At 62.0% G+C, this 23,013-nt stretch carries 16 protein-coding genes; 10 read left to right on the top strand and 6 right to left on the bottom strand.

The features are described from left to right. The first annotated feature begins 2 nt into the window (after positions 1 to 2). The 3 genes from ACIOAU_RS02645 (at position 3) to ACIOAU_RS02635 (ending at position 2,671) form a co-directional block, all read left to right on the top strand. Positions 3 to 680, top strand: coding sequence for a response regulator transcription factor (locus ACIOAU_RS02645; protein WP_101317674.1), 678 nt, complete (start codon positions 3 to 5; stop codon positions 678 to 680). Between the two features lie 173 nt (positions 681 to 853). Beyond that, on the top strand, positions 854 to 1,270 hold the full coding sequence (locus ACIOAU_RS02640) for a Spy/CpxP family protein refolding chaperone (RefSeq protein WP_101317672.1): 417 nt from the start codon (positions 854 to 856) through the stop codon (positions 1,268 to 1,270). A gap of 66 nt (positions 1,271 to 1,336) precedes the next feature. Beyond that, positions 1,337 to 2,671 carry a sensor histidine kinase gene (locus ACIOAU_RS02635; RefSeq protein WP_401179776.1) on the top strand — a complete coding sequence of 445 codons (1,335 nt, stop codon included), beginning with the start codon at positions 1,337 to 1,339 and terminating at the stop codon, positions 2,669 to 2,671. Positions 2,672 to 2,725: 54 nt separating this feature from the next. Here the strand turns inward: ACIOAU_RS02635 and ACIOAU_RS02630 are convergent, their stop codons facing one another. Continuing rightward, positions 2,726 to 3,280, bottom strand: a complete 555-nt coding sequence (locus ACIOAU_RS02630) for an NAD(P)H nitroreductase (protein ID WP_401179773.1) — start codon at positions 3,278 to 3,280, stop codon at positions 2,726 to 2,728. Positions 3,281 to 3,428: 148 nt separating this feature from the next. On the opposite strand from ACIOAU_RS02630, the gene ACIOAU_RS02625 reads away from it, so the two are divergent. Further along, entirely contained in the window at positions 3,429 to 4,883 is a 1,455-nt protein-coding gene (locus tag ACIOAU_RS02625; protein ID WP_150569813.1) for a TrkH family potassium uptake protein, read from the top strand. On the opposite strand, the gene ACIOAU_RS02620 is transcribed toward ACIOAU_RS02625, so the two are convergent. Further along, a complete protein-coding gene (locus ACIOAU_RS02620) occupies positions 4,840 to 5,895 on the bottom strand; it encodes an AraC family transcriptional regulator (RefSeq protein WP_101317664.1) in 1,056 nt (351 codons plus the stop codon). The genes ACIOAU_RS02625 and ACIOAU_RS02620 overlap by 44 nt on opposite strands. A gap of 154 nt (positions 5,896 to 6,049) precedes the next feature. On the opposite strand from ACIOAU_RS02620, the gene ACIOAU_RS02615 reads away from it, so the two are divergent. Further along, positions 6,050 to 6,361 carry a DUF962 domain-containing protein gene (locus tag ACIOAU_RS02615; RefSeq protein WP_101317662.1) on the top strand — a complete coding sequence of 104 codons (312 nt, stop codon included), beginning with the start codon at positions 6,050 to 6,052 and terminating at the stop codon, positions 6,359 to 6,361. Positions 6,362 to 6,519: 158 nt separating this feature from the next. Next, positions 6,520 to 7,422, top strand: a complete 903-nt coding sequence (locus tag ACIOAU_RS02610; RefSeq protein ID WP_401179768.1) for a DMT family transporter — start codon at positions 6,520 to 6,522, stop codon at positions 7,420 to 7,422. Here ACIOAU_RS02610 and ACIOAU_RS02605 read toward each other — a convergent pair whose 3' ends face one another. Continuing rightward, positions 7,423 to 7,704, bottom strand: coding sequence for a SelT/SelW/SelH family protein (locus tag ACIOAU_RS02605; protein WP_103436586.1), 282 nt, complete (start codon positions 7,702 to 7,704; stop codon positions 7,423 to 7,425). It abuts the gene before it with no gap. A 67-nt stretch (positions 7,705 to 7,771) separates the two neighbouring features. Here ACIOAU_RS02605 and ACIOAU_RS02600 point away from each other — a divergent pair, with 67 nt between their 5' ends. Beyond that, a complete protein-coding gene (locus ACIOAU_RS02600; protein ID WP_150572175.1) occupies positions 7,772 to 9,958 on the top strand; it encodes a patatin-like phospholipase family protein in 2,187 nt (728 codons plus the stop codon). A 46-nt stretch (positions 9,959 to 10,004) separates the two neighbouring features. Here the strand turns inward: ACIOAU_RS02600 and ACIOAU_RS02595 are convergent, their stop codons facing one another. Together ACIOAU_RS02595 and recQ are read right to left on the bottom strand one after the other, a co-directional pair. Then, positions 10,005 to 10,442 carry a MarR family transcriptional regulator gene (locus ACIOAU_RS02595; RefSeq protein WP_101317654.1) on the bottom strand — a complete coding sequence of 146 codons (438 nt, stop codon included), beginning with the start codon at positions 10,440 to 10,442 and terminating at the stop codon, positions 10,005 to 10,007. A 148-nt stretch (positions 10,443 to 10,590) separates the two neighbouring features. Beyond that, positions 10,591 to 12,729, bottom strand: coding sequence for a DNA helicase RecQ (gene recQ, locus ACIOAU_RS02590; protein WP_401179763.1), 2,139 nt, complete (start codon positions 12,727 to 12,729; stop codon positions 10,591 to 10,593). A 246-nt stretch (positions 12,730 to 12,975) separates the two neighbouring features. On the opposite strand from recQ, the gene ACIOAU_RS02585 reads away from it, so the two are divergent. Both ACIOAU_RS02585 and ACIOAU_RS02580 read left to right on the top strand, forming a co-directional pair. Next, positions 12,976 to 13,563, top strand: coding sequence for a YecA family protein (locus tag ACIOAU_RS02585; RefSeq protein WP_101317650.1), 588 nt, complete (start codon positions 12,976 to 12,978; stop codon positions 13,561 to 13,563). 8 nt (positions 13,564 to 13,571) lie between these two features. Continuing rightward, positions 13,572 to 13,934, top strand: coding sequence for a YbaN family protein (locus ACIOAU_RS02580; protein WP_101317648.1), 363 nt, complete (start codon positions 13,572 to 13,574; stop codon positions 13,932 to 13,934). Positions 13,935 to 14,161: 227 nt separating this feature from the next. On the opposite strand, the gene ACIOAU_RS02575 is transcribed toward ACIOAU_RS02580, so the two are convergent. Then, positions 14,162 to 21,115, bottom strand: a complete 6,954-nt coding sequence (locus ACIOAU_RS02575; RefSeq protein ID WP_401179758.1) for a retention module-containing protein — start codon at positions 21,113 to 21,115, stop codon at positions 14,162 to 14,164. Between the two features lie 479 nt (positions 21,116 to 21,594). On the opposite strand from ACIOAU_RS02575, the gene ACIOAU_RS02570 reads away from it, so the two are divergent. Continuing rightward, positions 21,595 to 22,968, top strand: coding sequence for a TolC family outer membrane protein (locus tag ACIOAU_RS02570; RefSeq protein WP_101317641.1), 1,374 nt, complete (start codon positions 21,595 to 21,597; stop codon positions 22,966 to 22,968). The last annotated feature ends 45 nt before the right edge of the window (positions 22,969 to 23,013 follow it).

The raw sequence follows: 23,013 nt of genomic DNA, 5'->3' as shown, positions 1-23,013 counted from the left end.
TCATGAGCGAGCTGTTACTGATTGATGATGACCAGGAGCTCTGCGAGCTGCTTTGCAGCTGGCTGACCCAGGAAGGTTTTGTAGTGCGGGCTTGCCATGATGGCCGCAGTGCGCGTCAGGCCCTGGCCGAATGCGCGCCGGCGGCCGTCGTGCTGGACGTGATGTTGCCCGATGGCAGCGGCCTTGAGCTGCTCAAGCAGCTGCGCAGCGAGCACGCCGAACTGCCGGTGCTGATGCTCTCGGCACGCGGCGAGCCATTGGACCGGATCCTCGGCCTGGAACTGGGCGCCGACGATTACCTGGCCAAACCCTGCGACCCCCGCGAGCTGACCGCCCGCCTGCGCGCCGTATTGCGCCGCAGCCACCCGGCAGCGCCGAGCAGCCAGGTCGAAATCGGCGATCTGGCGTTCAGCCCGGCCCGTGGCGTGGTCAGCGTCGAAGGTCGCGAGATGACCTTGACCTTGTCCGAGAGCCGCATCCTCGAGGCGCTGCTGCGCCAGCCTGGCGAGCCGCTGGACAAACAGGAGCTGGCCCAGATCAGCCTTGGCCGCAAACTGACGCTGTATGACCGCAGCCTGGACATGCACGTGAGCAACCTGCGCCGTAAAGTTGGGCCCCACCCCGACGGCCGCCCGCGCATCGTCGCCCTGCGCAGCCGTGGCTATTACTACAGCCTCTGAGCCCAGCAGCAGACACAGGCAAGCCGCGCGACGCGGCTTGCCTTTCGCTCTAGCGAGCCGCAACGCCCTGCAACCTCTTTACCTTGCCTTTACCTTGACCTGACTGCGCCTGACCTTGATCTCCCTAAACTGGGCTCATCCGGTAACAACCGGCCCATGAGAGGAGAAACACCATGCGCAAGACCCTGATCGCTCTGATGTTCGCCGCTGCCCTGCCAACCGTAGCCATGGCCATGCCAGACGGCGGTCCACGTCACGACGGCCCGCATCACCGCGGCAATGCGCCTTACGCCCAGCTCGACCTGACTCCGGAGCAACGCCAGCAGATCGGCAAGCTCAAGGGCGACGGCATGAAAGCCCAGCGCGAGATTACCAAGCGCTACCTGGACAAACTGCCGGCGGCCGATAAAAAAGCCATGCAGGACGAGCTCAAGGCCCGTCACGACAAGACCGACAGCGAGATCCGCGGCCTGCTCAAGCCCGAGCAACAGAAGATGTTCGACGCGCAGCAGAAAGAACGCGCTGCACGCAAGGCTGAATGGAAGGAATTCCAGGCCTGGAAAGCTGAAAAAGCCGGCAAGGCTCAGTAAGCTGTAACCCACTGCCCGGCCCGCTCAGAAGCGGGCCGGGCTTTTCTCGTTTGTGGAGGTCTCGTCTTGCGTTCATTGTTCTGGCGCATCCTGGCCAGTTTCTGGCTAGCCATCGCCCTGGTCGCAGGGCTGTCGATCCTGCTTGGCCATATGCTCAACCAGGACAACTGGATCCTCAGCCGTCACCCAGGCCTGAATACCCTGGCCAGCGGCTGGGCACAGCACTATGAACAAGACGGCGTGGCCTCGGCCCAGCGCTTTCTGGAGCGGCGCAAGCAGCGCTACAAGGTCGATGTGCAGGTACTCAACGACGCCGGCGATGCGGTGGTGCCGGGCACCTTCCCGCGCCGTGCGGCCGATTTTGAAGCGCGCCAGCACAATGACCAGCGGCGCTTGCCGTGGCGCCGATTGACCGAGGAATACACCAGCCCCAGCAGCGGCGAGACCTACCTGCTGATCTACCGCATCCCGCACCCGGAGCTGGATGCCTGGCACCGCGAAAGCCTGCTCTGGCCACTCAGCGCGCTCGGCATCGCCCTGGTGGTGCTGACCTTGTTCAGCCTGTTGGTGACGCTGTCGATTACCCGCCCGCTGAGCCGCCTGCGCGGCGCCGTGCATGACCTTGGCCAGACCAGCTACCAGCAGAACAGCCTGGCCCAACTGGCGGCCCGGCGTGACGAGTTCGGCGTGCTGGCGACCGACTTCAACAAGATGGGCGCGCGCCTGCAGAGTTTGATCGGCAGCCAGCGCCAGTTGCTGCGCGACGTCTCGCACGAGCTGCGCTCACCGCTGGCGCGCCTGCGTATCGCCCTGGCGCTGGCCGAACGCGCGCAACCCGAGCAGCGCCAAGCCCTGTGGCCGCGCCTGACCCGCGAATGCGACCGACTGGAAGACCTGATCAGCGAGATTCTTGCCCTGGCCCGAGTCGATGCCGAGCAGGCGTTGGTCGAGCCGATCGACGTCAACGCTCTGCTGGGCAGTGTGCGCAAGGACGCGCAACTGAGTGCGCCGGAGCAGGAGATTCGCCTGGAAGCCGCGCCCGGGCTGACCTTGCAGGGCTGGCCGACGCTGGTCGAGCGCGCCGTGGATAACCTAGTGCGCAACGCATTGCGCTTCAATCCCAGCGGCAAACCGATCGAGATCAGCGCCTGGCTTGAGCAGCAGCGGGTGCTGATAACTGTGCGTGACCATGGTCCAGGGGTTGCGCCGGAGTATCTTGCTCAACTCGGCGAGCCGTTCTTCCGTGCACCGGGACAGGACTCCGCCGGTCATGGGCTTGGTCTGGCGATAGCACGGCGTGCAGCCGAGCGGCATGGTGGCAGCCTGATCCTGAGCAACCATGCCCAGGGAGGCTTCGTTGCTCGTCTGGAGTTCCCGGTCACGGCCGTCGTTGGCAGTTGATCGAGCGCTCCTTTACACCGAAAGCGGCGGGGCGCAGAGCGCCCCTTGCACGACTCAGCCCCAGGCGCGGACGAAGTCGGCCGTGTCCAGCACAGGCGCGGTGCGGGGCTCGTTGAGCGGCGTTCCGAGGTACAGGTAGCCTATCAACTCCTCGTTGGCCTCCAGCCCCAGGCCTTGATGAACATGGGCGTCGAAAGCCATGTCGCCGGTACGCCAGACAGCGCCGATACCTTGTGCATGGGCGGCGATGAGGATGCCGTGGGCAGCGCAACCGGCGGCCAGCCGCTGCTCGGACTTGGGCACCTTGAAGTGATCCTGCAGACGCGCGACAACCACGATCAGCAGCGGTGCGCGCAGCGGCATGGCGCGCGCCTTGTCCAGTGCGGCCTGGCTGGCGTCGCCTTTATTGGCCAGCGCTTCGGCAAACAGCTCACCAAGCTTGGCCCGGCCTTCGCCCTCGATGGTCAGAAAGCGCCATGGGCGCAGCTGGCCGTGGTCCGGCGCACGCAACGCCGCCTGGAATAACCCCTCGCGTTGCGCCGCATTGGGCGCCGGCTCGGTCAGGCGTGGCACGGATACACGGTTGAGCAATGCGTCGAGAGCCTCCATCGGCTACCCTCCTGGCAGATAAAAAGTGCTGCCATTCTGCACTATCGACGCCTGCCATGGCAGCACCGCTGCATCTGCCAAGGGCGTTTACTTAACCAGCCCCACAGGTAGAATGGCGCCCTTTCCGATTCGAGTCAGAGCAGATCACATGGCGTTGCCGACCTTAAGAATCATTGGTTTCATCATCGGCATCTTCCTGATCACCCTGGCGGTCAGCATGGTCGTGCCGATGGCCACCCTGCTGGTGTTCGAACGCACCGGCGACATGCCGTCGTTTCTCTGGTCAAGCCTGATCACCTTCATCGCCGGCCTGGCGCTGATCATCCCAGGCCGCCCCGAGCACGTGCACCTGCGCCCACGCGACATGTACCTGCTCACCGTCAGCAGTTGGCTGATCGTCTGCGTGTTCGCGGCGTTGCCGTTCCTGTTGACTCAGCACATCAGCTATACCAACGCCTTTTTCGAGAGCATGTCGGGGATTACCGCCACCGGTGCGACGGTGTTGAGCGGGCTGGACACCATGTCTCCCGGCATTCTCATGTGGCGCTCGATGCTGCACTGGCTGGGTGGTATCGGCTTTATCGCGATGGCGGTGGCGATCTTGCCGTTGCTGCGCATTGGTGGCATGCGCCTGTTCCAGACCGAGTCTTCGGACCGCTCGGAGAAGGTCATGCCGCGCTCGCACATGGTCGCCAAGTCGATCGTGCTGGTGTACGTCGGCATTACCTTCCTCGGCAGCCTGGCGTTCTGGTGGGCGGGCATGAGCCTGTTCGACGCGATCAACCACGCCATGTCGGCGATCTCCACCGGCGGTTTTTCCACCTCGGACCTGTCGCTGGCCAAGTGGGACATCCCGGCCGTGCACTGGGTTGCGGTAGTGGTGATGATCTTTGGCAGCATGCCGTTCACGCTGTATGTGGCGACGCTGCGCGGCAATCGCCGAGCGCTGTTCAAGGATCAACAGGTGCAGGGCTTGCTGGGCCTGCTGGTGATCACCTGGCTGGTACTTGGCACCTGGTACTGGGCAACCACCGAACTGCACTGGCTGGATGCCCTGCGCCACGTCGCGCTGAACGTCACCTCGATCGTTACCACCACCGGTTTCGCCTTGGGCGACTACAGCCTGTGGGGCAACTTCTCGCTGATGCTGTTTTTCTATCTGGGCTTTATCGGTGGCTGCTCCGGCTCGACGGCCGGCGGGATCAAGATCTTCCGCTTTCAGGTCGCCTACATCCTGCTCAAGGCCAGCCTCAATCAGTTGATCCACCCGCGCGCGGTGATCAAGCAGAAGTACAACGGCCATCGCCTGGATGAAGAGATCGTCCGCTCGATTCTGACTTTCTCGTTCTTCTTCGCCATCACCATCTGCGTAATCGCCCTGCTGCTGTCGCTGCTGGGGGTGGACTGGATGACAGCGCTGACCGGCGCCGCGGGCACTGTGTCCGGCGTAGGCCCGGGCCTGGGCGAAGTGATTGGCCCAGCGGGCAACTACGCCACTTTACCGGATGCCGCCAAGTGGATCCTGGCCGGCGGCATGCTGCTCGGCCGGCTGGAAATCATCACCGTGCTGGTTCTATGTATGCCGGCGTTCTGGCGTCACTGACCGCCTCGGCGCCCAGCCGCGAGCGGTATTCGCTGGGGGTGGCGTCGAACCAACGGCGGAATGCCCGGTAGAAATTGCTCGGGTCGGAAAAGCCCAGCAAGTAGGCGGTTTCGAGCAGGGTCATGCCTGATTGGGCCAGGTACTGCTCAGCCAACTCGCGACGGGTGTCGTCGAGCAGCGTCTGGAAACTGGTGCCCTCCTCCTGCAAACGCCGCTGCAGGGTGCGCTGAGACATGTGCAGCGCCTGCGCCACGGTTTCGCGCTTGGGCTCGCCCTGGGGCAGGATCCGGCACAACACCTGACGCACCCGGTGGGTGACGCGGCTTTCCGAGAAGCGGGCCAGATATTCGCCGGCAAAGCGGTCATGCAACACCGCCATGGCTTCATTGGCGGTGGGCAATGGCGCTTCCATATCGGCCCGCTCGAACACCAACGCGTCGTGAGCAGCGCCAAATACCAGCGGCGAGTGAAAGGCTACCTTGTAAGGCTCGATGTCGTCAGGCTGTGGCCCTTGGATAAGCACGCGCCGCGGCTGGATCGGTCGCCCGCTCAACCATTTGCTCAGCGCCAGCGCGCACGCCAGCGAGGCTTCGGCACTGTGGCGGGTTGGCGGCAGGTGATCGCCGTGCACGGTCAGCACCAGCGAGTAACCCTCAGGCCCGAGGCGGAAGCTCAGGTCCGAGCTTTCGGCGATGATCCGCTGGTAGCGCACCAGCCGTTCGAAGCCCTCGGCCAGGGTACGGCTGGACATCAGCGCATAACCGACCACATGAAACGATGCCGGGCGCACCACCCGCGCCATGTTCAAGCCGATCGCCTGGTTACCCGACAGCTCGACCGCCAGTTGCCACAGGCGGGTCATCGAATCCTGCGGGAAGCGCGCGTCCGGGTCATCCAGCGCAGCGAAGTCCAGGCCGAGTTCCTTGAACATGGCCTGGCAGTCGAGGCCTTCCAGCTCGAGGGCCTTGACGATGCCGGATGCCCAGCTGGCGGATGTGGTTCTTTCACTCATAACCGGCTTCTTGTGCTGACCGCTCCTGCGGTGAATGCCAAGGATACTCAATTGGCGCTTATTGTCACTGGCCCGCTTTGCCTATGACTCTAGACTCTAATCAGGCTCCACGCCGTGTACCCACGCCATAAGCAGTTGCTCAGGGAGCGAAATAATGGACCGCACAGCGCAGTTTCGCAGTTTTGCCGAGTTCTACCCCTTCTACCTCGGCGAGCACAGCAACCCCACCTGCCGGCGGCTGCACTTCGTCGGCACCAGCCTGGTGATAGCACTGCTCGCCTACACCATTGCCAGCGGCAAATGGTTGTTGCTGTTGTTGATCCCGGTTGCCGGATATGGCTTTGCCTGGATCGGGCATTTTGTCTTCGAGAAGAATCGCCCAGCGACGTTCGATCATCCGTGGTACAGCCTGATCGGCGACTTCGCGATGTTCCGTGACGTCTTGCTGGGCAAGGTCAGCTTGTAGGGCGCCAGGGCTGCGTACATGCTGATGCGCGGCACGGGGATGGGCGAATTGGGCACAGACAGCGCCCCCGCTTGCGCTTAAACTGGCTCGCACCTGTCATCAGCCACCGCTGCGCCACGCCTCGTACCTATCGCCAGCGGTCCGCACAGAGGACTCCCATGACACCCCGCACCGCCCTCGGCGCTCTGCACATCGGCGCGCTGCTGTTTGGCCTGACCGGTGTCTTCGGCAAGCTCGCTGTCTCGGCCAGCCCGGCCATCATTGTTTTTGGCCGTGCCGCCTTCGCCGTGCTGGCGCTGGGTCTGTTTGCCCAGTTCATGCGTCAGACCTGGCAACCACTCAAAGGCGCTGATGTGCGCCGTCTGCTGTTTGGCGGCGTGTTGCTGGCCGGTCATTGGGTGAGCTTTTTCATCGCGGTCAAGGTTGCCGGCGTGGCCATCGCCACCCTGGGCTTTGCCAGCTTCCCGGCGTTCACGGTGATCCTTGAAGGGCTGTTGTTTCGCGAGCGCATCCGTCGCAACGAGCTGATGCTGGTCGTGCTGGTGAGCATCGGCCTGATCCTCGTCACGCCCGCCTTCGACCTGGCCAGCGAGGCCACCAGTGGCCTGCTCTGGGCATTGCTGTCGGGGTTGCTGTTCTCGCTGCTGTCGCTGACCAACCGCGCAGGCGGGGCGCGCTTGCCGGCGGCGCAGGCAGCGCTCTGGCAGAATCTGGTGGTAACGCTGTGCCTGCTGCCGTTCGCAGCGCCGGGTCTGGCCGACGTTCGCGCTGTCGACTGGCTCTGGATCGGCCTGCTTGGGGTGTTCTGTACCGGCATTGCGCACAGCCTGTTCGTCGCTGCGCTGGCGGTGATCAAGGCTCGCACCGCCGCCGTGGTGTTCGGCATGGAGCCGGTCTATGGCATCGCCGTGGCCTGGGCGCTGTTCGCCGAGCGGCCTTCGCTGACCATGCTCGCCGGCGGCGCCTTGATCGTGCTGGCGATCATCCTCTCCAGCCGCCTGGCCAGCGAGCCCGCCAGCGAGCCGGCCAGCGCCGCCAAGCCTGCAACCCAGGGCAGCTGATCAGCGATCGTTGTGGCCGAGGTCGCGCTGCGGGTCGATCTGGTCGCGTACGCGCTGTTTGAGCTGCTTGGCCTCGGGGAAGCCGCCATCCGCCTTGCGCTCCCAGATCTGCACACCGTTGCAGGTGACCCGGAACACGCCACCGGTGCCTGGCTCCAGCGCGACCCGGGCCAGATCGTCGGCAAAGGTGCTGAGCAGCTCCTGCGCCAGCCAGGCGGCGCGCAGCAGCCACTGGCACTGAGTGCAATAATTGATGACTATTTCGGGCTTGCTCGCAGACATGATCAGCTATCTCCAGAGTGTTGGCCGCTTATACTAGCGGCCTTTCCCTCTGCTTTGAGACTGGACGATGCACCGCTTGCTGTTGTGCCTGATGCTGCTGCTTACCTGTTTGCCGATCACAGCTGCCGAAAACACCCGGCCCAAGGTCGGCCTGGTGCTGTCTGGCGGCGCAGCCAGGGGCCTGGCGCACATCGGCGTGCTCAAGGCGTTGGAAGAGCAAGGCGTGCGCGTCGATGCCATTGCCGGCACCAGCATGGGGGCGGTCATTGGCGGCCTGTATGCTTCGGGCTACAGCGTCGAAGAGCTGGAAAAACTCGCCACCACACTCGACTGGCAGCAGGCGCTGTCCGATGCGCCACCGCGCAAGGACGTGCCGTTCCGGCGCAAGCAGGATGATCGCGATTTTCTGGTCAAGCAGAAGCTGAGCTTTCGCGACGACGGCAGCCTGGGCCTGCCGCTGGGGGTGATCCAGGGTCAGAACCTCGCCCTGCTGCTGGAAAGCAAATTGGCCCACACCGCTGATACCCGCGACTTCGACAAACTGCCGATCCCCTTCCGCGCCGTCGCAACCGATATCGCCAGTGGCGAAAAAGTGGTGTTCAGCCGTGGCCACCTGCCGCAGGTGATCCGCGCCAGCATGTCGATCCCGGCGGTGTTCGCCCCAGTCGAAATGGATGGGCGCTTGCTGGTCGACGGCGGCATGGTCGACAACATCCCGCTGGATGTCGCCCGCGAGATGGGCGTCGATCTGGCCATTGTGGTCGACATCGGTACTCCGTTGCGCGACCGCAAGCAACTGAACACGGTAGTGGATGTGCTCAACCAGTCGATCACCCTGATGACCCGGCGAAACTCCGAAGAGCAACTGGCCAACCTGCACCGCGATGACATCCTGATTCAGCCGCCCTTGGCGGCATTCGGCGTCACTGACTTCGGCCGCACCGCCGAGATGATCGAGGCCGGCTACCGCGCCACCCGTGCTCTTGATGCCCGGCTGGCTACACTGCGCCAGGCTGAGGGCGATACTCAGCTCGCCATCGCCCGCTCGCCGCGCCAGCGCACCCCGGTGATTACCGCAATCAAGGTCGAGAATGATTCGAAGGTCAGCGACGACGTGATCCGCTACTACGTTCGCCAGCCGATTGGCGAGCCATTGGAGCTAGAGCGTCTGCAGACCGACATGGGCACCCTGTATGGCCTGGATTACTTTGATGGTGTGCAGTACCGCGTGGTGCACAAGGGCGACGACAACACCCTGGTGATCAAGGCCAGCGGCAAACGCGGCGGTACCGACTACCTACGCCTGGGCCTCAACCTGTCGGACGACATGCGCGGCGACAGCGCCTTCAACCTCGGCGCCAGCTACCGCATCAATGGCATCAATCGGCTGGGCGGTGAATGGCTGACGCGGGCGCAGATCGGCGATCAGCAAGAGCTGTACAGCGAGTTCTATCAGCCGCTGGACATCGGTTCGCGGTATTTCGTCGCGCCGTATCTGGATCTGGGTTCACAGAACATCGAAGCGACACTGGAAAATGACCCGATCGCCGAATACCGCCTGCAACGCTATGGTTTCGGCATCAACCTCGGCCGCCAGATCGGTACCTATGGCGAGGTGCGTGCAGGCGTGGGCAAGGCCTGGGGCAACGCCGACGTTCGCATTGGTGATCAGGACCTGCCCTCGGTCAGCTTCAACGAAGGTTTCTACGAGCTCAAGTACTCGTTCGATACGCTGGACAACGTGTACTTCCCGCACAGTGGCGAAGACATCGGCCTGACTCTGCGCAACTACGACAAGTCGCTGGATTCGGACAGCAACTATCGTCAGTGGGAGCTGAACGTGGACAAGGCACTCAGCAGCGGCGCCGACACGCTGGTGCTTGGCGGGCGCTACGGACGCACGCTGAACGACGCCGATGTGGTCACTTCGAGCTTCGTGCTCGGTGGCGCCCGGCAGCTGTCGGGCTTCCGTCAGGATTCGGTGTCGGGGCAGAACATCAGCCTGATGCGGATGGTCTATTACCGGCGCCTGACGCCACGCGCCTACCTGCCGCTGGACTTCCCGCTGTACATCGGCGGCTCGCTCGAACGCGGCCGGGCCTGGAACAACGACAATGACTTCGACAGTGGCTACATCAACGCCGCGAGCATATTTTTAGGGTTGGAGACGCCGCTAGGGCCGTTGAACCTCAGTTATGGGGCCAACAGCGAGCAGCAGAAAGCGGTGTATCTCAATCTGGGCCACACGTTCTGATTGAACGCGCCCGGGGCTGCCTCTGCATGGCAGCCCTGGCGTCGCCTCAGGATTTTTCCAGGTTGCCGAGAATCTTTGCGTGGACCCGCATGCAGATATCCAGGTCAGCCTCGTCTACCCCGCTGAACAGTTCGGTACGCAGCTGGTTGGCGATGGTTTCGATTTGCTCAATCAGCGGCTTGGCGGGTGGGCAGAGCAGAATCTTTTTGGCACGACGATCTTCCAGCACCGCCTGGCGGCGCACCAGACCCTGGGTTTCCAGGCTGTCGAGCAGGCGCGCCAGCGTTGGGCCTTCAACGCCCACGCTCTGCGCCAGTTCACGCTGGGTCGGAGCTTCGGCGAAGCGAGCGAGGTGCAACAGCACCAACCAGCGAGCCTGAGACAGATTCAGCCCGGCCAGTCGGCGATCCAGTTCAGCGCGCCAGCCCCGGGACATCTGGGCCAGTTGCATGCCAAAGCGGTGTTGATTGTCGGTAAGCGGCATAAACAACTCGATGGATAGAACTAATTATTAGCCAGCTAATCATGGCCTTGCGCTCCAGGCAAGGCTGGGCGTCACGGAAATGTCCGATAATCATCAAAAAATATGACAAGGATCAGCCAGATGCCGCGCTCAGCGGCATCGCGCCTGGTTACAGCTCAAACTCTGCCGCCAGCGCAGCGCGGATGCAATACAGCACACCCTCCGGCACGCGCTGGGCGAATTGCGGCGCGATCTCCGCCACCGGCGGTAGCTCGCCTTCGCCATCAAGGAAGGCATCCTGCACTTCCATCATCAGGTCTTCGGGCAAGTCCAGCGCCTGGTCCAGGCTCAGTTCCTGACGGCCGAGCGCCTCGGCCAACAGGCTGTAGACATTCTTTTCGCTGCAGTTGAGCTGGCCGGCAATCTGCATCGGCGTCATGCCCGCCCGCGCCAGGCTTACCAGTTCGTGGCGCAGGTCAAGCACCACCTTTGGCGCCTGCGTGCTCTCGCCGCCGTTGAGCACCTCGAGAAACGCCTGGCCATAGCGCTCCAGTTTGCGCGCGCCGACACCACTGACCTGGCCCATGTCGGCAAGGCTTGCAGGCTGACTGCGGAGCATTTCCAGCAAAGTCGAATCGGGGAAGATGACGTAAGGCGGTACGCTGTGCTCTTCAGCCAGCTTGCGCCGCAGGGTGCGCAAGGCTTCCCACATCTCGCGCTCTTCGCCACGCACCAACTGGCTGGCCGGGCTGCCACCGCTGGAGCTCTTGGCGCTGGTCTGTGGTTTGAGGTCGCGACGCAGCTGCAGGTTGACCTCGCCACGCAGCAATGGCCGGCAGCTGTCGGACAGGCGCAGGCCGCCGTAGCCCTCGAGGTCGATATCGACCAGGCCACGCGCGACCAGTTGGCGGAACAGCGAGCGCCACTCATGTTCACTCAGGGACTTGCCGACGCCGTAGACCGAGAGCTTCTCGTGACCAAAGCTGCGGATCTTCTCGTTGTCCTTGCCCAGCAGCACATCGACCAGATGACCAACGCCGTAGCGCTGACCGGTACGAAACACCGCCGACAGGGCCTGACGCGCAGGCTCGGTTGCGTCCCAGGTCTGCACCTTGTCGACGCAGTTGTCACAGTGACCGCAGGGCTGTTCGAGGACTTCGTCGAAGTAGGCCAGCAGCGACTGTCGGCGGCAGCGGGTTTCTTCACACAGGGCCAGCATGGCGTCGAGTTTGTGCTGCTCGACCCGCTTGTGACGCTCGTCACCTTCGGAGTTCTGCAACATCTGCTTGAGCATGACCATGTCTTGCAGGCCGTAGGCCATCCAGGCGTCGGCGGGCAAGCCGTCACGACCGGCACGACCGGTCTCCTGGTAATACGCCTCGAGCGACTTGGGCAAGTCGAGGTGGGCAACGAAGCGCACGTTGGGTTTGTCGATGCCCATGCCAAATGCAATGGTCGCAACCATGATCAGGCCTTCCTCGTTGAGGAAGCGGCGCTGGTTGCTGGCACGGGTGTCGGCGGCGAGGCCGGCATGGTAGGACAGTGCCGGAAAGCCCTGTTCGCAGAGAAACGCTGCGGTCTCGTCAACCTTTTTGCGTGACAGGCAGTAGACGATCCCGGCGTTGCCGCGGCGCTCGCTCAGAAACGCCATCAGCTGTTTGCGCGGCGCTTCCTTGGGCACGATGCGGTAAAAGATATTCGGCCGGTCGAAGCTCGACAGAAAGCGCTCGGCGCCCTGCAGGTGCAGACGCTGGACGATCTCTTCGCGGGTGCGCATGTCGGCAGTGGCGGTCAGGGCGATGCGTGGCACATGCGGAAACTGTTCGGCCAGTTGGCCCAACTGCAGGTACTCAGGCCGGAAGTCATGGCCCCACTGCGACACGCAGTGCGCTTCGTCGATGGCGAACAGCGATACGTCGAGGCCCTGCAGGAACTCGAGCATGCGTGGTTGCACCAAGCGCTCAGGCGCGAGGTAGAGCATCTTCACCTCGCCGCGGCGCAAGCGCCCGGCCAGCTCGCGTTGCTGCTCGGGACTCAGGGTCGAATTCAGGGCTGCCGCGGCCACGCCGAGTTCGTCGAGGGTGGCAACCTGGTCGTCCATCAAGGCGATCAGTGGCGATACCACCACAGTCAAGCCGGGCCGCAACAAGCCAGGGACCTGGAAGCACAGCGACTTGCCGCCGCCGGTAGGCATCAGTACCAAGGCATCGCCGCCATTGGCCACACATTCGATGATCGCTGCCTGGCGCCCCCGGAAACTGTCGTAGCCGAAGATGTCCTTGAGGACGCGCTGAGCCTGTTCGAGCATTGCAAACTCCGAAATCGCCGTATCATTCCCGAACACAGGCTGGACGATAAACTCGTCCGGCACACGCGCGAATGCGTAAGCAGCTTTTGCCAAGGGCCGCACAAACACTGTGCCCGGCTGAAAACCGCGGATTATACCCCAGCGACGAGTGCTAAAGGACGCTACGGTGACAGACGTTCCCTTTGCCCCGTGATCGCAGCAAGGTGCTAGAATTCGTTATCGTTTATTCTTCAAGGTAGCCCCGTAATGTCCTTCGCCGAGCAACTGACCCGCCTGCAAGTCTTCCTCGATGCCGACGAGCTGCACGAAGAAGCGCTGGATTACGTCGCCGCACACGGCTACCTGACCGCGCTTTCGATCACTTCCGAGGCCGTTCCTGACCGCGAATGGATCGACGCGCTGTTTGCCGAAGAGCCCAAGTACAGCAGCGACGCGCAGCGGGTCGAAATCGAAGCCACGCTGGTCGCCCTCAAGGCCCACATCAGCCGTCAACTGGCCAGTGACGAAGAGTTCGAGCTGCCGTGCGACCTCGACCTGGGTGAAGACCCGGACGACTCCGATCTGCGCGGCTGGTGCATCGGCTTCATGGAAGGCGTGTTCCTGCGTGAAGAAGCCTGGTTCGAGAACGCCGAAGAAGAAGTCAGCGAAATGCTGCTGCCGATCATGGTCGGTTCGGGTCTGTTCGATGAGCAGCCAGAGTTTGAAGACATTGCCAAGGACGCCAACCTGCAGGACGACATGATCGTGCAGATTCCGGAAGCCCTGACCGCGCTGTACCTGCTGCTGCACGCTCCGGAAGAAAAGCCAGCCCTGCTCAAGCCGCGCCATCACTGACAGCTGTCATGCGCTACCTGTTGCTGGCCGCTGGCTGGCTCAGCGTTGCGCTGGGGGTATTGGGGATTTTCCTGCCGGTATTGCCAACCACCCCCTTTCTGCTGCTGGCGGCCGCCTGCTTCGCCCGCAGCTCGCCGCGCTTCCACGCCTGGCTGGTCAATCACCCGCAGTTGGGACCGTGGATTCGCGACTACCTCGGTGGTGAGGGGATCCCGCTCAAAGGCAAGGTCTACGCCATTGGCCTGATGTGGGCCAGTATCGGGTTGTCCTGCTATCTGGTGCCACTCTTTTGGGCAAGACTGTTCATGCTCACCAGCGCAGTGCTGGTGAGCCTGTACATTCTCAAGCAGAAGACCCTGCGCCGCAGTTGAGCCCGTCCTCCAGGGCACTGCCAGGCCGGCACTCACCTACCTTGCGAACTATGAGATATCGTTGATCCAATTGAGATAGCCGGGGCTGCTGCGCAGCCCTTTCGCGACACAAGGCCGCTCCTACAGGGTCCGCGCATGACTGACTAGCGCGGTCCCTGTAGGAGCGGCCTTGTGTCGCGAAAGGGCCGCAAAGCGGCCCCAGCGGGCTCAAGATGAGTCAAACAACCTTAGACGGTATCCACCTTCAACGAATGATCGTTGAGCATGCCGTTGATGATGGTTGCGGTGTCATGCCCGGATGCAATAAGACCACCCGCCCCCGCCGTTACGCCATAGTGCTGGGCAAGGTCGACGCCGGCCAGGTCGATGGTCTGACTCGGTGCCGCACCGGCCACGCTGCTGACTTCGATGGTCGACACCACCGTACCTCCCGCTGCGCTGACCTTGAAGTGCAGGAAGTCATCCAGTGAAGCCGCCGCGCCACCATCGCCCTGAAGCAATTGCGACAGGTCAAGATGATCAGCGCCTGGCGTGAAGTCAGTCACAGTGTCGTGGCCGGTGTCACCCTTCTGCCAGACGAAGGTGTCATTGCCGCCACCCCCGGTCAGCAGGTCATCACCCCGACCGCCAATCATCACGTTGTCACTGGCGTTGCCAATCAAGGTGTCGTGGTAGTCCGAGCCGATCAGGTTGTCGATCCTGACCAGGGTGTCCAGCCCACCGCCGCCGGTATCCTGCTGGCCCACCAGGTTGAGGTCGACCACTACGCCTGCCTTGGCTGTGGCATAGCTGACGGTATCAATACCGTGACCGCCTTCGAGCAGGTCATTGCCTGGGCTGCTTACCAGCACCGCCTCGCCTTTGCCATCCTCCACCGCCAACAACGTATCGGCGGTCAGCGCGCTGCCAGTGCTGTCTGCGTGGTAGACGATGTCTGCAGTGCCAGTTGCCGGGTCGCTGCCAACTGTCTGGCCGCCAGGGTGGCTCTGGCCTTGGACATTGCTCGAATCGATCAGCAGGCTGAGCTTGAAGCTGTCCTGCGCCGGGGCAGTGCTGTCGGTCGTGCTGGTCAGCTGGATGCTGTACAGGCCATCGTGGCTGGCGGTGAAGCTGCCGCCGTCCGCCACAGGGTGATAGCTGCCAGCTGCGCCTTTCCATTCCATGAGCAAGTTGCCCGGCGCGCGATCGTGGTCGAGGGTGAGCGTCTCACCCTTGCGCAGGGCCACCGTGTACACGTCCTGCTCGCCGGCGTGGCTGTTGCCCATCTGCGCCAGATAGCCGGCCACCACCAGCGCGGAGGTCATGGCGCCGCTGTTGGCAGCGAACGCGCTGCGAGCAAGCTCCTTGAGCGAGCCGGTGGCTTTGTGTTCGTCAACGTCGAACCGGATCGGCGCAGCTTTGTCAGTGGCCGCCGAGCGAGCGCCAACAACTCCATCAACGCAGCCCGCCTGGCTGGCGTCCTGGACGTTGAAGGTCACCGTCGTAGTGCTTTCATCACCGTCGGCGTCACGGATGGTGTAGACGAAGGTGTCGGTAGCTCCAGCCGGTGACACGCTGTTGGGGTTGGCGTGATAAACGCCATTACCGTTGGCATCCAGCGTTGCGTAACCATAAGCGCCTTGCACCTCTGTGCCGAGTTGGCCCACAGCAGAAGTCGAGGTGTCGCTGCCGGCGCGGATCCCGATCACATACTGGCCAGCGGCAGAGACGTCGGCGCCGATCACGTCATTCCACAGCAGGTTGCCCGTCACGCTGCTGCCTTCGACCACATTGGCGAAGTCGCAGTGGGCTTGGGGCACGTCATCGACAATGCTGACGACGATGTTGCTGGTGGTGGTGTTGCCGAGTGAGTCCTTGACCTGATAGGTGAAGGTTTCGGTGACGATATTGGGGCCATCGTTCTGTTGCGGCGAAGTGCTGGCAGGCGAAGTCAGGGTATAGGTGTAAGAGCCATCGCCGTTGACCTGGATCTGGCCGAAATGGCCCTCGGCATTGCCGACCAGGCTGTAGGTGAGGATGCCTACGCCGCCGCTCACGGCGCCAACCAAGGTGCCGCTGGCTGTTTCAGCGGCCGATCCCGGCTGGCTGCCGAGCACAGCGCCCGGAGCCAGGTCGTGGCAGTCCTTGTTCAGGTCCAGAGCGTTTTCGTAGACAGTGACGTCGTGATCCGGTGTCGCCACCATCTGGCAGTTGAGCACGTTGATACTGACCGTCGCGGTGCTCTGGTCACCGTCGGCATCACGGATGGTGTAAACGAAGGTATCCGTGGCGCCCTCTGGGGCATTGCTGTTGGGGTACGAGTGGTAAACCCCGTTACCCTCGGCATCGAGGGTGATGTAGCCGTAAGTGCCCTGGACGTTGACGCCGAGTTGGCCAGAGGCAGGCGTCGAAGTATCAGACCCAGCACGCACGCCGACCACGTACTTGCCGTCGGCAGACACATCCGCGCCGATCACGTCGTTGAGCAGTACGTTACCGCTGACCTGACCGCCCATTTCCACTCGGGCAACGTCGCAATGCGCTTGGGGCACGTCGTCGACGATGCTGATGACGATGTTGCTGGTGGTGGTATTACCGAGCGAATCCTTGACCTGATAGGTAAAGCTCTCGGTGATGATGTTCGGCCCGTCGTTCTGATGGGTCGGCGAATTCGCAGGCGAGGTCAGGGTGTAGGTGTATGAGCCGTCACCGTTTACGTGGATCTGGCCGAATTGCCCTTCGGTGTTGCCTACCAGGCTGTAGGTCAAAGCCCCAACGCCGCCTGTGATTGAACCGACCAAGGTCCCACTGGCTGTTTCGCCGGTCGAGCCAGGTTGGCTGCCGGTGACGGTGCCGGGCGCGAGGTCGTTGCCGTCTTTGGTCAGGTCCAGAGCGTTTTCATGGACGGTGACATCGTGATCTGGTGCAGCAACCATCTGGCAATTGAGTACGTTGATGGTGACGGTTGCGGTGCTCTCATCGCCGTCTGCATCGCGGATGGTATAGACGAAGGTGTCCGTCGCGCCTGCTGGAGCATTGCTGTTCGGGTTGGAGTGATAAACGCCGTTTCCTTCAGCGTCCAAGGTGATGTAGCCATAAGTCCCTTGAACATTCACGCCGAGCTGCCCGGAGGCCGGGGTCGAAGTATCGGAACCGGCCCGCACGCCGACCACGTACTTGCCGTCGGCAGAAACATCCGCGCCGATCACATCATTGAGCAGTACATTGCCACTGACCTGCCCACCCATTTCCACACGAGCAACGTCGCAGTGCGCTTGGGGCACGTCATCGACGATGCTGATGACGATGTTGCTGGTGGTGGTATTACCGAGCGAATCCTTGACCTGATAGGTAAAGCTCTCGGTGATGATGTTCGGCCCGTCGTTCTGATGGGTCGGCGAATTCGCCGGCGAGGTCAGGGTGTAGGTGTAGGAGCCATCGGCGTTGACCTGGATCTGCCCGAATTGCCCTTCGGTGTTGCCAACCAGGCTGTAGGTCAAAGCCCCAACGCCGCCTGTGACCGAACCGACCAAGGTCCCACTGGCTGTTTCGCCGGTCGAGCCAGGTTGGCTGCCGGTGACGGTGCCGGGCGCGAGGTCGTTACCGTCTTTGGTCAGGTCCAGAGCGTTTTCATGGACCGTGACATCGTGATCTGGTGCAGCAACCATCTGGCAATTGAGTACGTTGATGGTGACGGTTGCGGTGCTCTCATCGCCGTCTGCATCGCGGATGGTGTAGACGAAGGTGTCCGTCGCGCCTGCTGGAGCATTGCTGTTCGGGTTGGAGTGATAAACGCCGTTACCCTCAGCATCAAGGGTGATGTAGCCGTAAGTACCCTGGACACTGACGCCGAGTTGGCCAGAGGCAGGCGTCGATGTATCTGAACCGGCGCGTACACCGACTACGTATTTACCATCGGCGGAGACGTCGGCGCCGATCACGTCGTTGAGCAGCACGTTGCCACTGACCTGCCCACCCATTTCCACGCGAGCAACATCGCAGTGCGCCTGTGGCACGTCATCGACGATGCTAATGACGATGTTGCTGGTGGTGGTATTACCGAGCGAATCCTTGACCTGATAGGTAAAGGTCTCGGTGATGATGTTCGGCCCGTCGTTCTGATGGGTCGGTGAATTCGCCGGCGAGGTCAGGGTGTAGGTGTAGGAGCCATCGGCGTTGACCTGGATCTGCCCGAATTGCCCTTCGGTGTTGCCAACCAGGCTGTAGGTCAAAGCGCCAACGCCGCCTGTGACCGAACCGACCAAGGTCCCACTGGCTGTTTCGCCGGTCGAGCCAGGTTGGCTGCCGGTGACGGTGCCGGGCGCCAGGTCGTTGCCGTCCTTGGTCAGGTCCAAGGCGTTTTCATAAACTGTAACGTCAGTATCCTGCCCGGCGATCATCTGGCAGTTGTTGACGTTGATGGTAATGGTCGTGGTGCTCTGATCGCCGTCAGCATCGCGGATGGTGTAGACAAACACATCGGTAGCACCAGCCGGTGCATTGCTGTTCGGGTAGGCGTGATAAACGCCGTTACCTTCGGCATCCAGCGTGATGTAGCCATAGGTGCCCTGGACATTGACGCCCAACTGTCCAGAGGCCGGCGTGGAGGTATCGGAGCCGGCACGCACGCCAACTACATAGCGGCCATCGGCCAAGTCATCGGCGCCAATCACATCATTGGCCAGCACGTTGCCGCTGACCTGACCGCCTGCTTCGACTCTGGCGAAGTCGCAGTGCGCCTGCGGCACATCATCGACGATGGTTACATCGAGGCTGCCAGTGGCGGTACTGCCGTCGGTGTCCTTGGCAACGACCGTGAAGCTTTCCTGCAACCCATTGGTGCCGTTGCCATCGGGGTGAGTCTCGTTGTCGAGCAAGGTGTAGGTGTAGCTGACCACGCCTGTCGTAGGGTTGTAGCCGGTGATGGTGAGGGTGTTGCCCAGCGCGGTAGTGATCGTCTGCGGGAAGCCTGCGGCTACGCCGCCACTGATTACGTTGATGCCGCCGACGCTCAAAGATTGCAGGCCATCCGCAGCAATCACCGTGAAGGTGCCGCCTTGTTGCAGGGCCGGGCCGTCAGCTGCGCTGCCATCGATCAGGTTTTTCTCGTAAACGGTAACCTCGCCTCCGCTCACGTCGAGGCCGCCAAGTGTTACCGGGTCATTGAGGTTGCTGATGTTCAGGGTCAGGGTCGCACTGCTGGTGTCACCGTCAGCGTCTTTGATGGTGTAGGTGAAGGTCTCGATACCATTGCCACCGCCGGTAAGGCCTTTGAAGTCGGCATCGTCAACGTTGAGGGTGTAGGTGTAGGTGCCATCCGCAGCCAGCACCAGCGTGCCGTAGGTACCAGTGAAGGTGCCGGCAACCACCGGGCCACCCACGACCCGGTCAGCGCCTTGTACGTCATTGCTGAGGACATTGCCGCTGAGTTCCACCTGCTGTTCTGTGGCCGTTACCGCGTTGGTGTCATCCACCGCCTTGGGCACATCGTCGACAATGCTCACGTCAAGGTTGGCCGAGGCAGCGCTGCCATCGCTGTCCTGGGCTGTCACGACAAATGTTTCGCCCAGGCTGTTGTTGCCGTTGCCGGTGACGTGGGCTTCATTGTCGAGCAGCGTGTAGCTGTAGCTCACCACGCCTGTGGCCGGGTTGTAGCCGGTGATGGTCAGTGTGTTGCCCAGCGCGGTCGTGATCGACTGTGGAAAACCGCCTGCTGCGCCGCCGCTGACTACCGTGATGCCGCCCACGCTCAGGCTCTGCAAGCCATCTGGCGCGGCAACGGTAAAGGTCCCGTTCTGCGTCAGCGCAGCGCCGTCTGGCGCGCTGCCATTGACCAGATTCTTTTCATAGACAATCAGCTCACCACCGGCGACATCCAGCCCGCCGATCGTCACTGGGTCGTTGAGATTGCTGATGTTCAGCGTCAGGGTCGCGCTGCTGGTATCGCCGTCGGCGTCTCTGATGGTGTAGGTAAAGCTCTCGGTGCCACTGCCGCCACCTTTGAGCCCTTTGAAATCAGGGTCATCGGCGTTGAGGGTATAGGTGTAGGTACCGTCCGCAGCCAGCACCAATGTGCCGTAGGTGCCGCTGAAGGTACCGGCAATCACCGGCCCGCCGACGACCCGGTCGGCGCCCTGCACATCGTTGTTGAGTACGTTGCCGGTCAACTCAAGCTGCTGCTCGGTCGCTGTCACTGCGTTGCTGTCATTCACCGCTTTGGGCACATCGTCACGAATGATCACGTCGAGGCTGCCGCTGGCTACATCGCCATCGCTGTCGCTGACCTGCACCGGGAACTGCTCGCCGATCACATTGCTGCCGCCACCGTTGGCGTGCTGCTCAGTGCCGTTAAGGGTGTAGCTGTAATTGACCACGCCGGTCGCCGGGTTGTAGCCAGTGATGGTCAGGGTGTTGCCAAGGGCGGTGGTGATGGATTGGCCAATACCGGTAACCACCCCGCCGGTGACCACGTTGATGCCACCTACGCTGAGATTGAACACGCCGTCGGCGGCGATAACGGTGAACGAGCCTTGCTGGGTCAGCGCCGCCGGGTTGCTGTTGGAGCCGTCGGGCAGGTTGGCCTCGTCGAGGATCAGTTCGCCGGGGCTGACATCAAGACCTTGCAGGGTGACCGGGTTGTCTGGCGGATTCACCGGAGGTGGGGACGCGGGCGGCAGCACATCGTCGGAACTGGTCGGATCGAGGTCACCAATGTAGCCATTGACCAACAGCGGTACACCGTTGAAGCCCGCAGTCGGGAAGCCAACCGTAGGGTCTACGCGATCGGCAACTTCAGTCAGCATGACAAAGCTGTGGCCGCCGCCCAAAGCGCCTGGGGCACCTTGATTGGGCCCAGCCGCGGTAGCCTCGGCCTCTTCACTAGGGTCGGCACCCGCAGCGATGGCTTGTTGCAAGCGCTCGACATCGGTCAACTGCGCCTGGCTGGGGGCGACGTCGTCGGTCTGCACATGGGCGGCCTGATTAGCCAGCAGCTCTGGCGACATCTGCAGGCTGCTGTCGCGGCCCAGGGTCAGCTCTGCGCCGTTGTCCAGGCGCACCGCAATGGCTCCGGCGTTACCGGTTTCGAGCTGTTCGCCAGCATAGAGTCGGTCGCCTTCGACCAACAGGCGGCGGCTGCCGTCGCTGTCGACCGCGAAAACCTGGCCGACCACCTTGCTGACCACTCCGATAAATTTAGCCATGCCCTACGTCTCCCCTGCCGAACGGATCCTGCAGCTTGAATGCAGCAAAAACACAGTGGCGCCAGGCCGAATAAAGGCGTCAATCAAACGCCAAAAGTCAGCAAACAGCTCTACACTGCGCAGGCCAAGCCGATAGAGATGATGGAATTTTGCTACTACAGAGTGACAATTAATTGTCGCCAAATTCCGACACGGCCCGTTTTCACTGAGTTCTTAGCTGCAAAAGTTCTGGAACTTGTTGCAATGACCTAAAACCGCTGACTACAGCTTGATTTATAGGCCCGTTGAGTAGAACAATGTCGCGGATTCTTTAGACCGCATAAGTTTTTTTTCGCATAGACCTTATGAACAAATCTTCTTAGCTCGCGCGTTAAATGTTCTTAGCTCTGTTGTTACAAACTTGAAACGGTCTACCTCATAATAATCGTCATTTTTTTGGCGAATGCTGGACACTTTTAGAGACAATGGAGATGTACCCCATGCGCGTTCTTACCCCCATCACCAGTGCAATCCTGTTGGCCATGGCGAGTGCCAACATTCAGGCGATGTCGATCACCGAAGCCGTTCAGAACGCCGTGGATCATCACCCGCAAATCAGTTCCTATCGCAACAGCCGGTTGTCTGCCGACGAAGATGTGAAATTCGCCCGTGGCGGGTTCTACCCAAGCGTCGATCTGGTTGCAGGTTACGGTCGCCAGCGCTCCGACAACCTCAACACCCGTGGTCTGAACGCTGACGGCACGCGCAACCACAACAAAGAAACCATGAACTACACCCAGTCCGAGCTGCGTCTGCGCCAGATGCTGTTCGACGGTTTCAACACTTCCAACGAAGTCGGCCGTACCGAAGCGGTTTCCAACTCGCGTGCCTACTACACTCAGGCAATCGCCCAGGACGTCGCCCTGCGTACCATCGAGGTCTACCTCGAAGTGCTCAAGCGTCGCGAACTGGTGACCCTGGCCAAGAACAACATGCAAGCGCACCTGCGCGTCAACGACCAGATCGGCCTGCGCACCGAGCGCGGTGTCGGCAGCAGTGCTGACCTCGATCAGTCGCGCGCACGTCGTGCCCTGGCTGAAAACAACCTGGACACCGCCGAAGTCGATCTGGCTGACGCCGAAGCCAACTTCTACAGCGTGGTCGGGCTGATGCCGGACGAGCTGGAAACCCCTTCGACCATCAAGGTGGAAATGCCGAGCACGCTGGAAGACGCACGCCGCGGCATGCAGGAAAACAACCCGTACCTGCGTTCGGCTCAGGCCGATGTGAATGCCGCCGAGAAGCAGTACGAAGTCGCCAAGTCGACCTTCTACCCGCGTCTGGACGCCATCTTGGCCACCGGCGCCAACAACAACCTGGGCGGCGAGCGCGGCCACAGCAACAACGATTGGCAGGCAGGCGTCGAGCTGAACTACAACCTGTTCCGCGGCGGCAGCGACAAAGCTCGCCTGCAGTCGGACTCGCACAAGATCAACCAGGCGCTGGACATCCGCAACAACGCCCTGCGCGAACTCAACGAGAACCTGAGCCTGTCGTGGAACGCCATGAACAACGCGCGCAAGCAGACGCCGACCGCGCGCGAATACGCTGAAACCACCCAGCGCGTGCGTGCCGCCTATCAGGATCAGTTCGGTCTTGGTCAGCGTACCCTGCTCGACGTACTCGACAGTGAGAACGAGCTGTACAACGCCAACCGCCGTTACACCGAAGTGCGTTACACCGAGGAATACTCGATGTACCGCGTACTTTCGACCATGGGTGAATTGCTCAGCAAACAGCGCATTGCGCTGCCGGCAGAAGCCATCGCCAAGACTGAAGTACGCAGCGAAGCGAAGTTGCCCGAAATGCGTTGACCGTTATCGAGCAACGTTTCGGATGTAGCCGTACACCCTCCATTG

It is taken from the genome of Pseudomonas sp. NPDC088322, assembly GCF_044740745.1.
GTDB classification, from domain to species: domain Bacteria; phylum Pseudomonadota; class Gammaproteobacteria; order Pseudomonadales; family Pseudomonadaceae; genus Aquipseudomonas; species Aquipseudomonas shirazensis.
Note: the sequence above shows the minus strand (reverse complement) of the source record. Positions and strands in the feature narration are given on the sequence as shown.

Excerpts from the sequence above, each read along its gene's own strand:
- ACIOAU_RS02645 (WP_101317674.1), top strand. The coding sequence starts at position 3 with ATGAGCGAGCTGTTACTGATTGATGATGACCAGGAGCTCTGCGAGCTG.
- ACIOAU_RS02640 (WP_101317672.1), top strand. The coding sequence starts at position 854 with ATGCGCAAGACCCTGATCGCTCTGATGTTCGCCGCTGCCCTGCCAACC.
- ACIOAU_RS02630 (WP_401179773.1), bottom strand. The coding sequence starts at position 3,280 with ATGGAGGCTCTCGACGCATTGCTCAACCGTGTATCCGTGCCACGCCTG.
- ACIOAU_RS02625 (WP_150569813.1), top strand. The coding sequence starts at position 3,429 with ATGGCGTTGCCGACCTTAAGAATCATTGGTTTCATCATCGGCATCTTC.
- ACIOAU_RS02620 (WP_101317664.1), bottom strand. The coding sequence starts at position 5,895 with ATGAGTGAAAGAACCACATCCGCCAGCTGGGCATCCGGCATCGTCAAG.
- ACIOAU_RS02615 (WP_101317662.1), top strand. The coding sequence starts at position 6,050 with ATGGACCGCACAGCGCAGTTTCGCAGTTTTGCCGAGTTCTACCCCTTC.
- ACIOAU_RS02610 (WP_401179768.1), top strand. The coding sequence starts at position 6,520 with ATGACACCCCGCACCGCCCTCGGCGCTCTGCACATCGGCGCGCTGCTG.
- ACIOAU_RS02605 (WP_103436586.1), bottom strand. The coding sequence starts at position 7,704 with ATGTCTGCGAGCAAGCCCGAAATAGTCATCAATTATTGCACTCAGTGC.
- ACIOAU_RS02600 (WP_150572175.1), top strand. The coding sequence starts at position 7,772 with ATGCACCGCTTGCTGTTGTGCCTGATGCTGCTGCTTACCTGTTTGCCG.
- ACIOAU_RS02595 (WP_101317654.1), bottom strand. The coding sequence starts at position 10,442 with ATGCCGCTTACCGACAATCAACACCGCTTTGGCATGCAACTGGCCCAG.
- recQ (WP_401179763.1), bottom strand. The coding sequence starts at position 12,729 with ATGCTCGAACAGGCTCAGCGCGTCCTCAAGGACATCTTCGGCTACGAC.
- ACIOAU_RS02585 (WP_101317650.1), top strand. The coding sequence starts at position 12,976 with ATGTCCTTCGCCGAGCAACTGACCCGCCTGCAAGTCTTCCTCGATGCC.
- ACIOAU_RS02580 (WP_101317648.1), top strand. The coding sequence starts at position 13,572 with ATGCGCTACCTGTTGCTGGCCGCTGGCTGGCTCAGCGTTGCGCTGGGG.
- ACIOAU_RS02575 (WP_401179758.1), bottom strand. The coding sequence starts at position 21,115 with ATGGCTAAATTTATCGGAGTGGTCAGCAAGGTGGTCGGCCAGGTTTTC.
- ACIOAU_RS02570 (WP_101317641.1), top strand. The coding sequence starts at position 21,595 with ATGCGCGTTCTTACCCCCATCACCAGTGCAATCCTGTTGGCCATGGCG.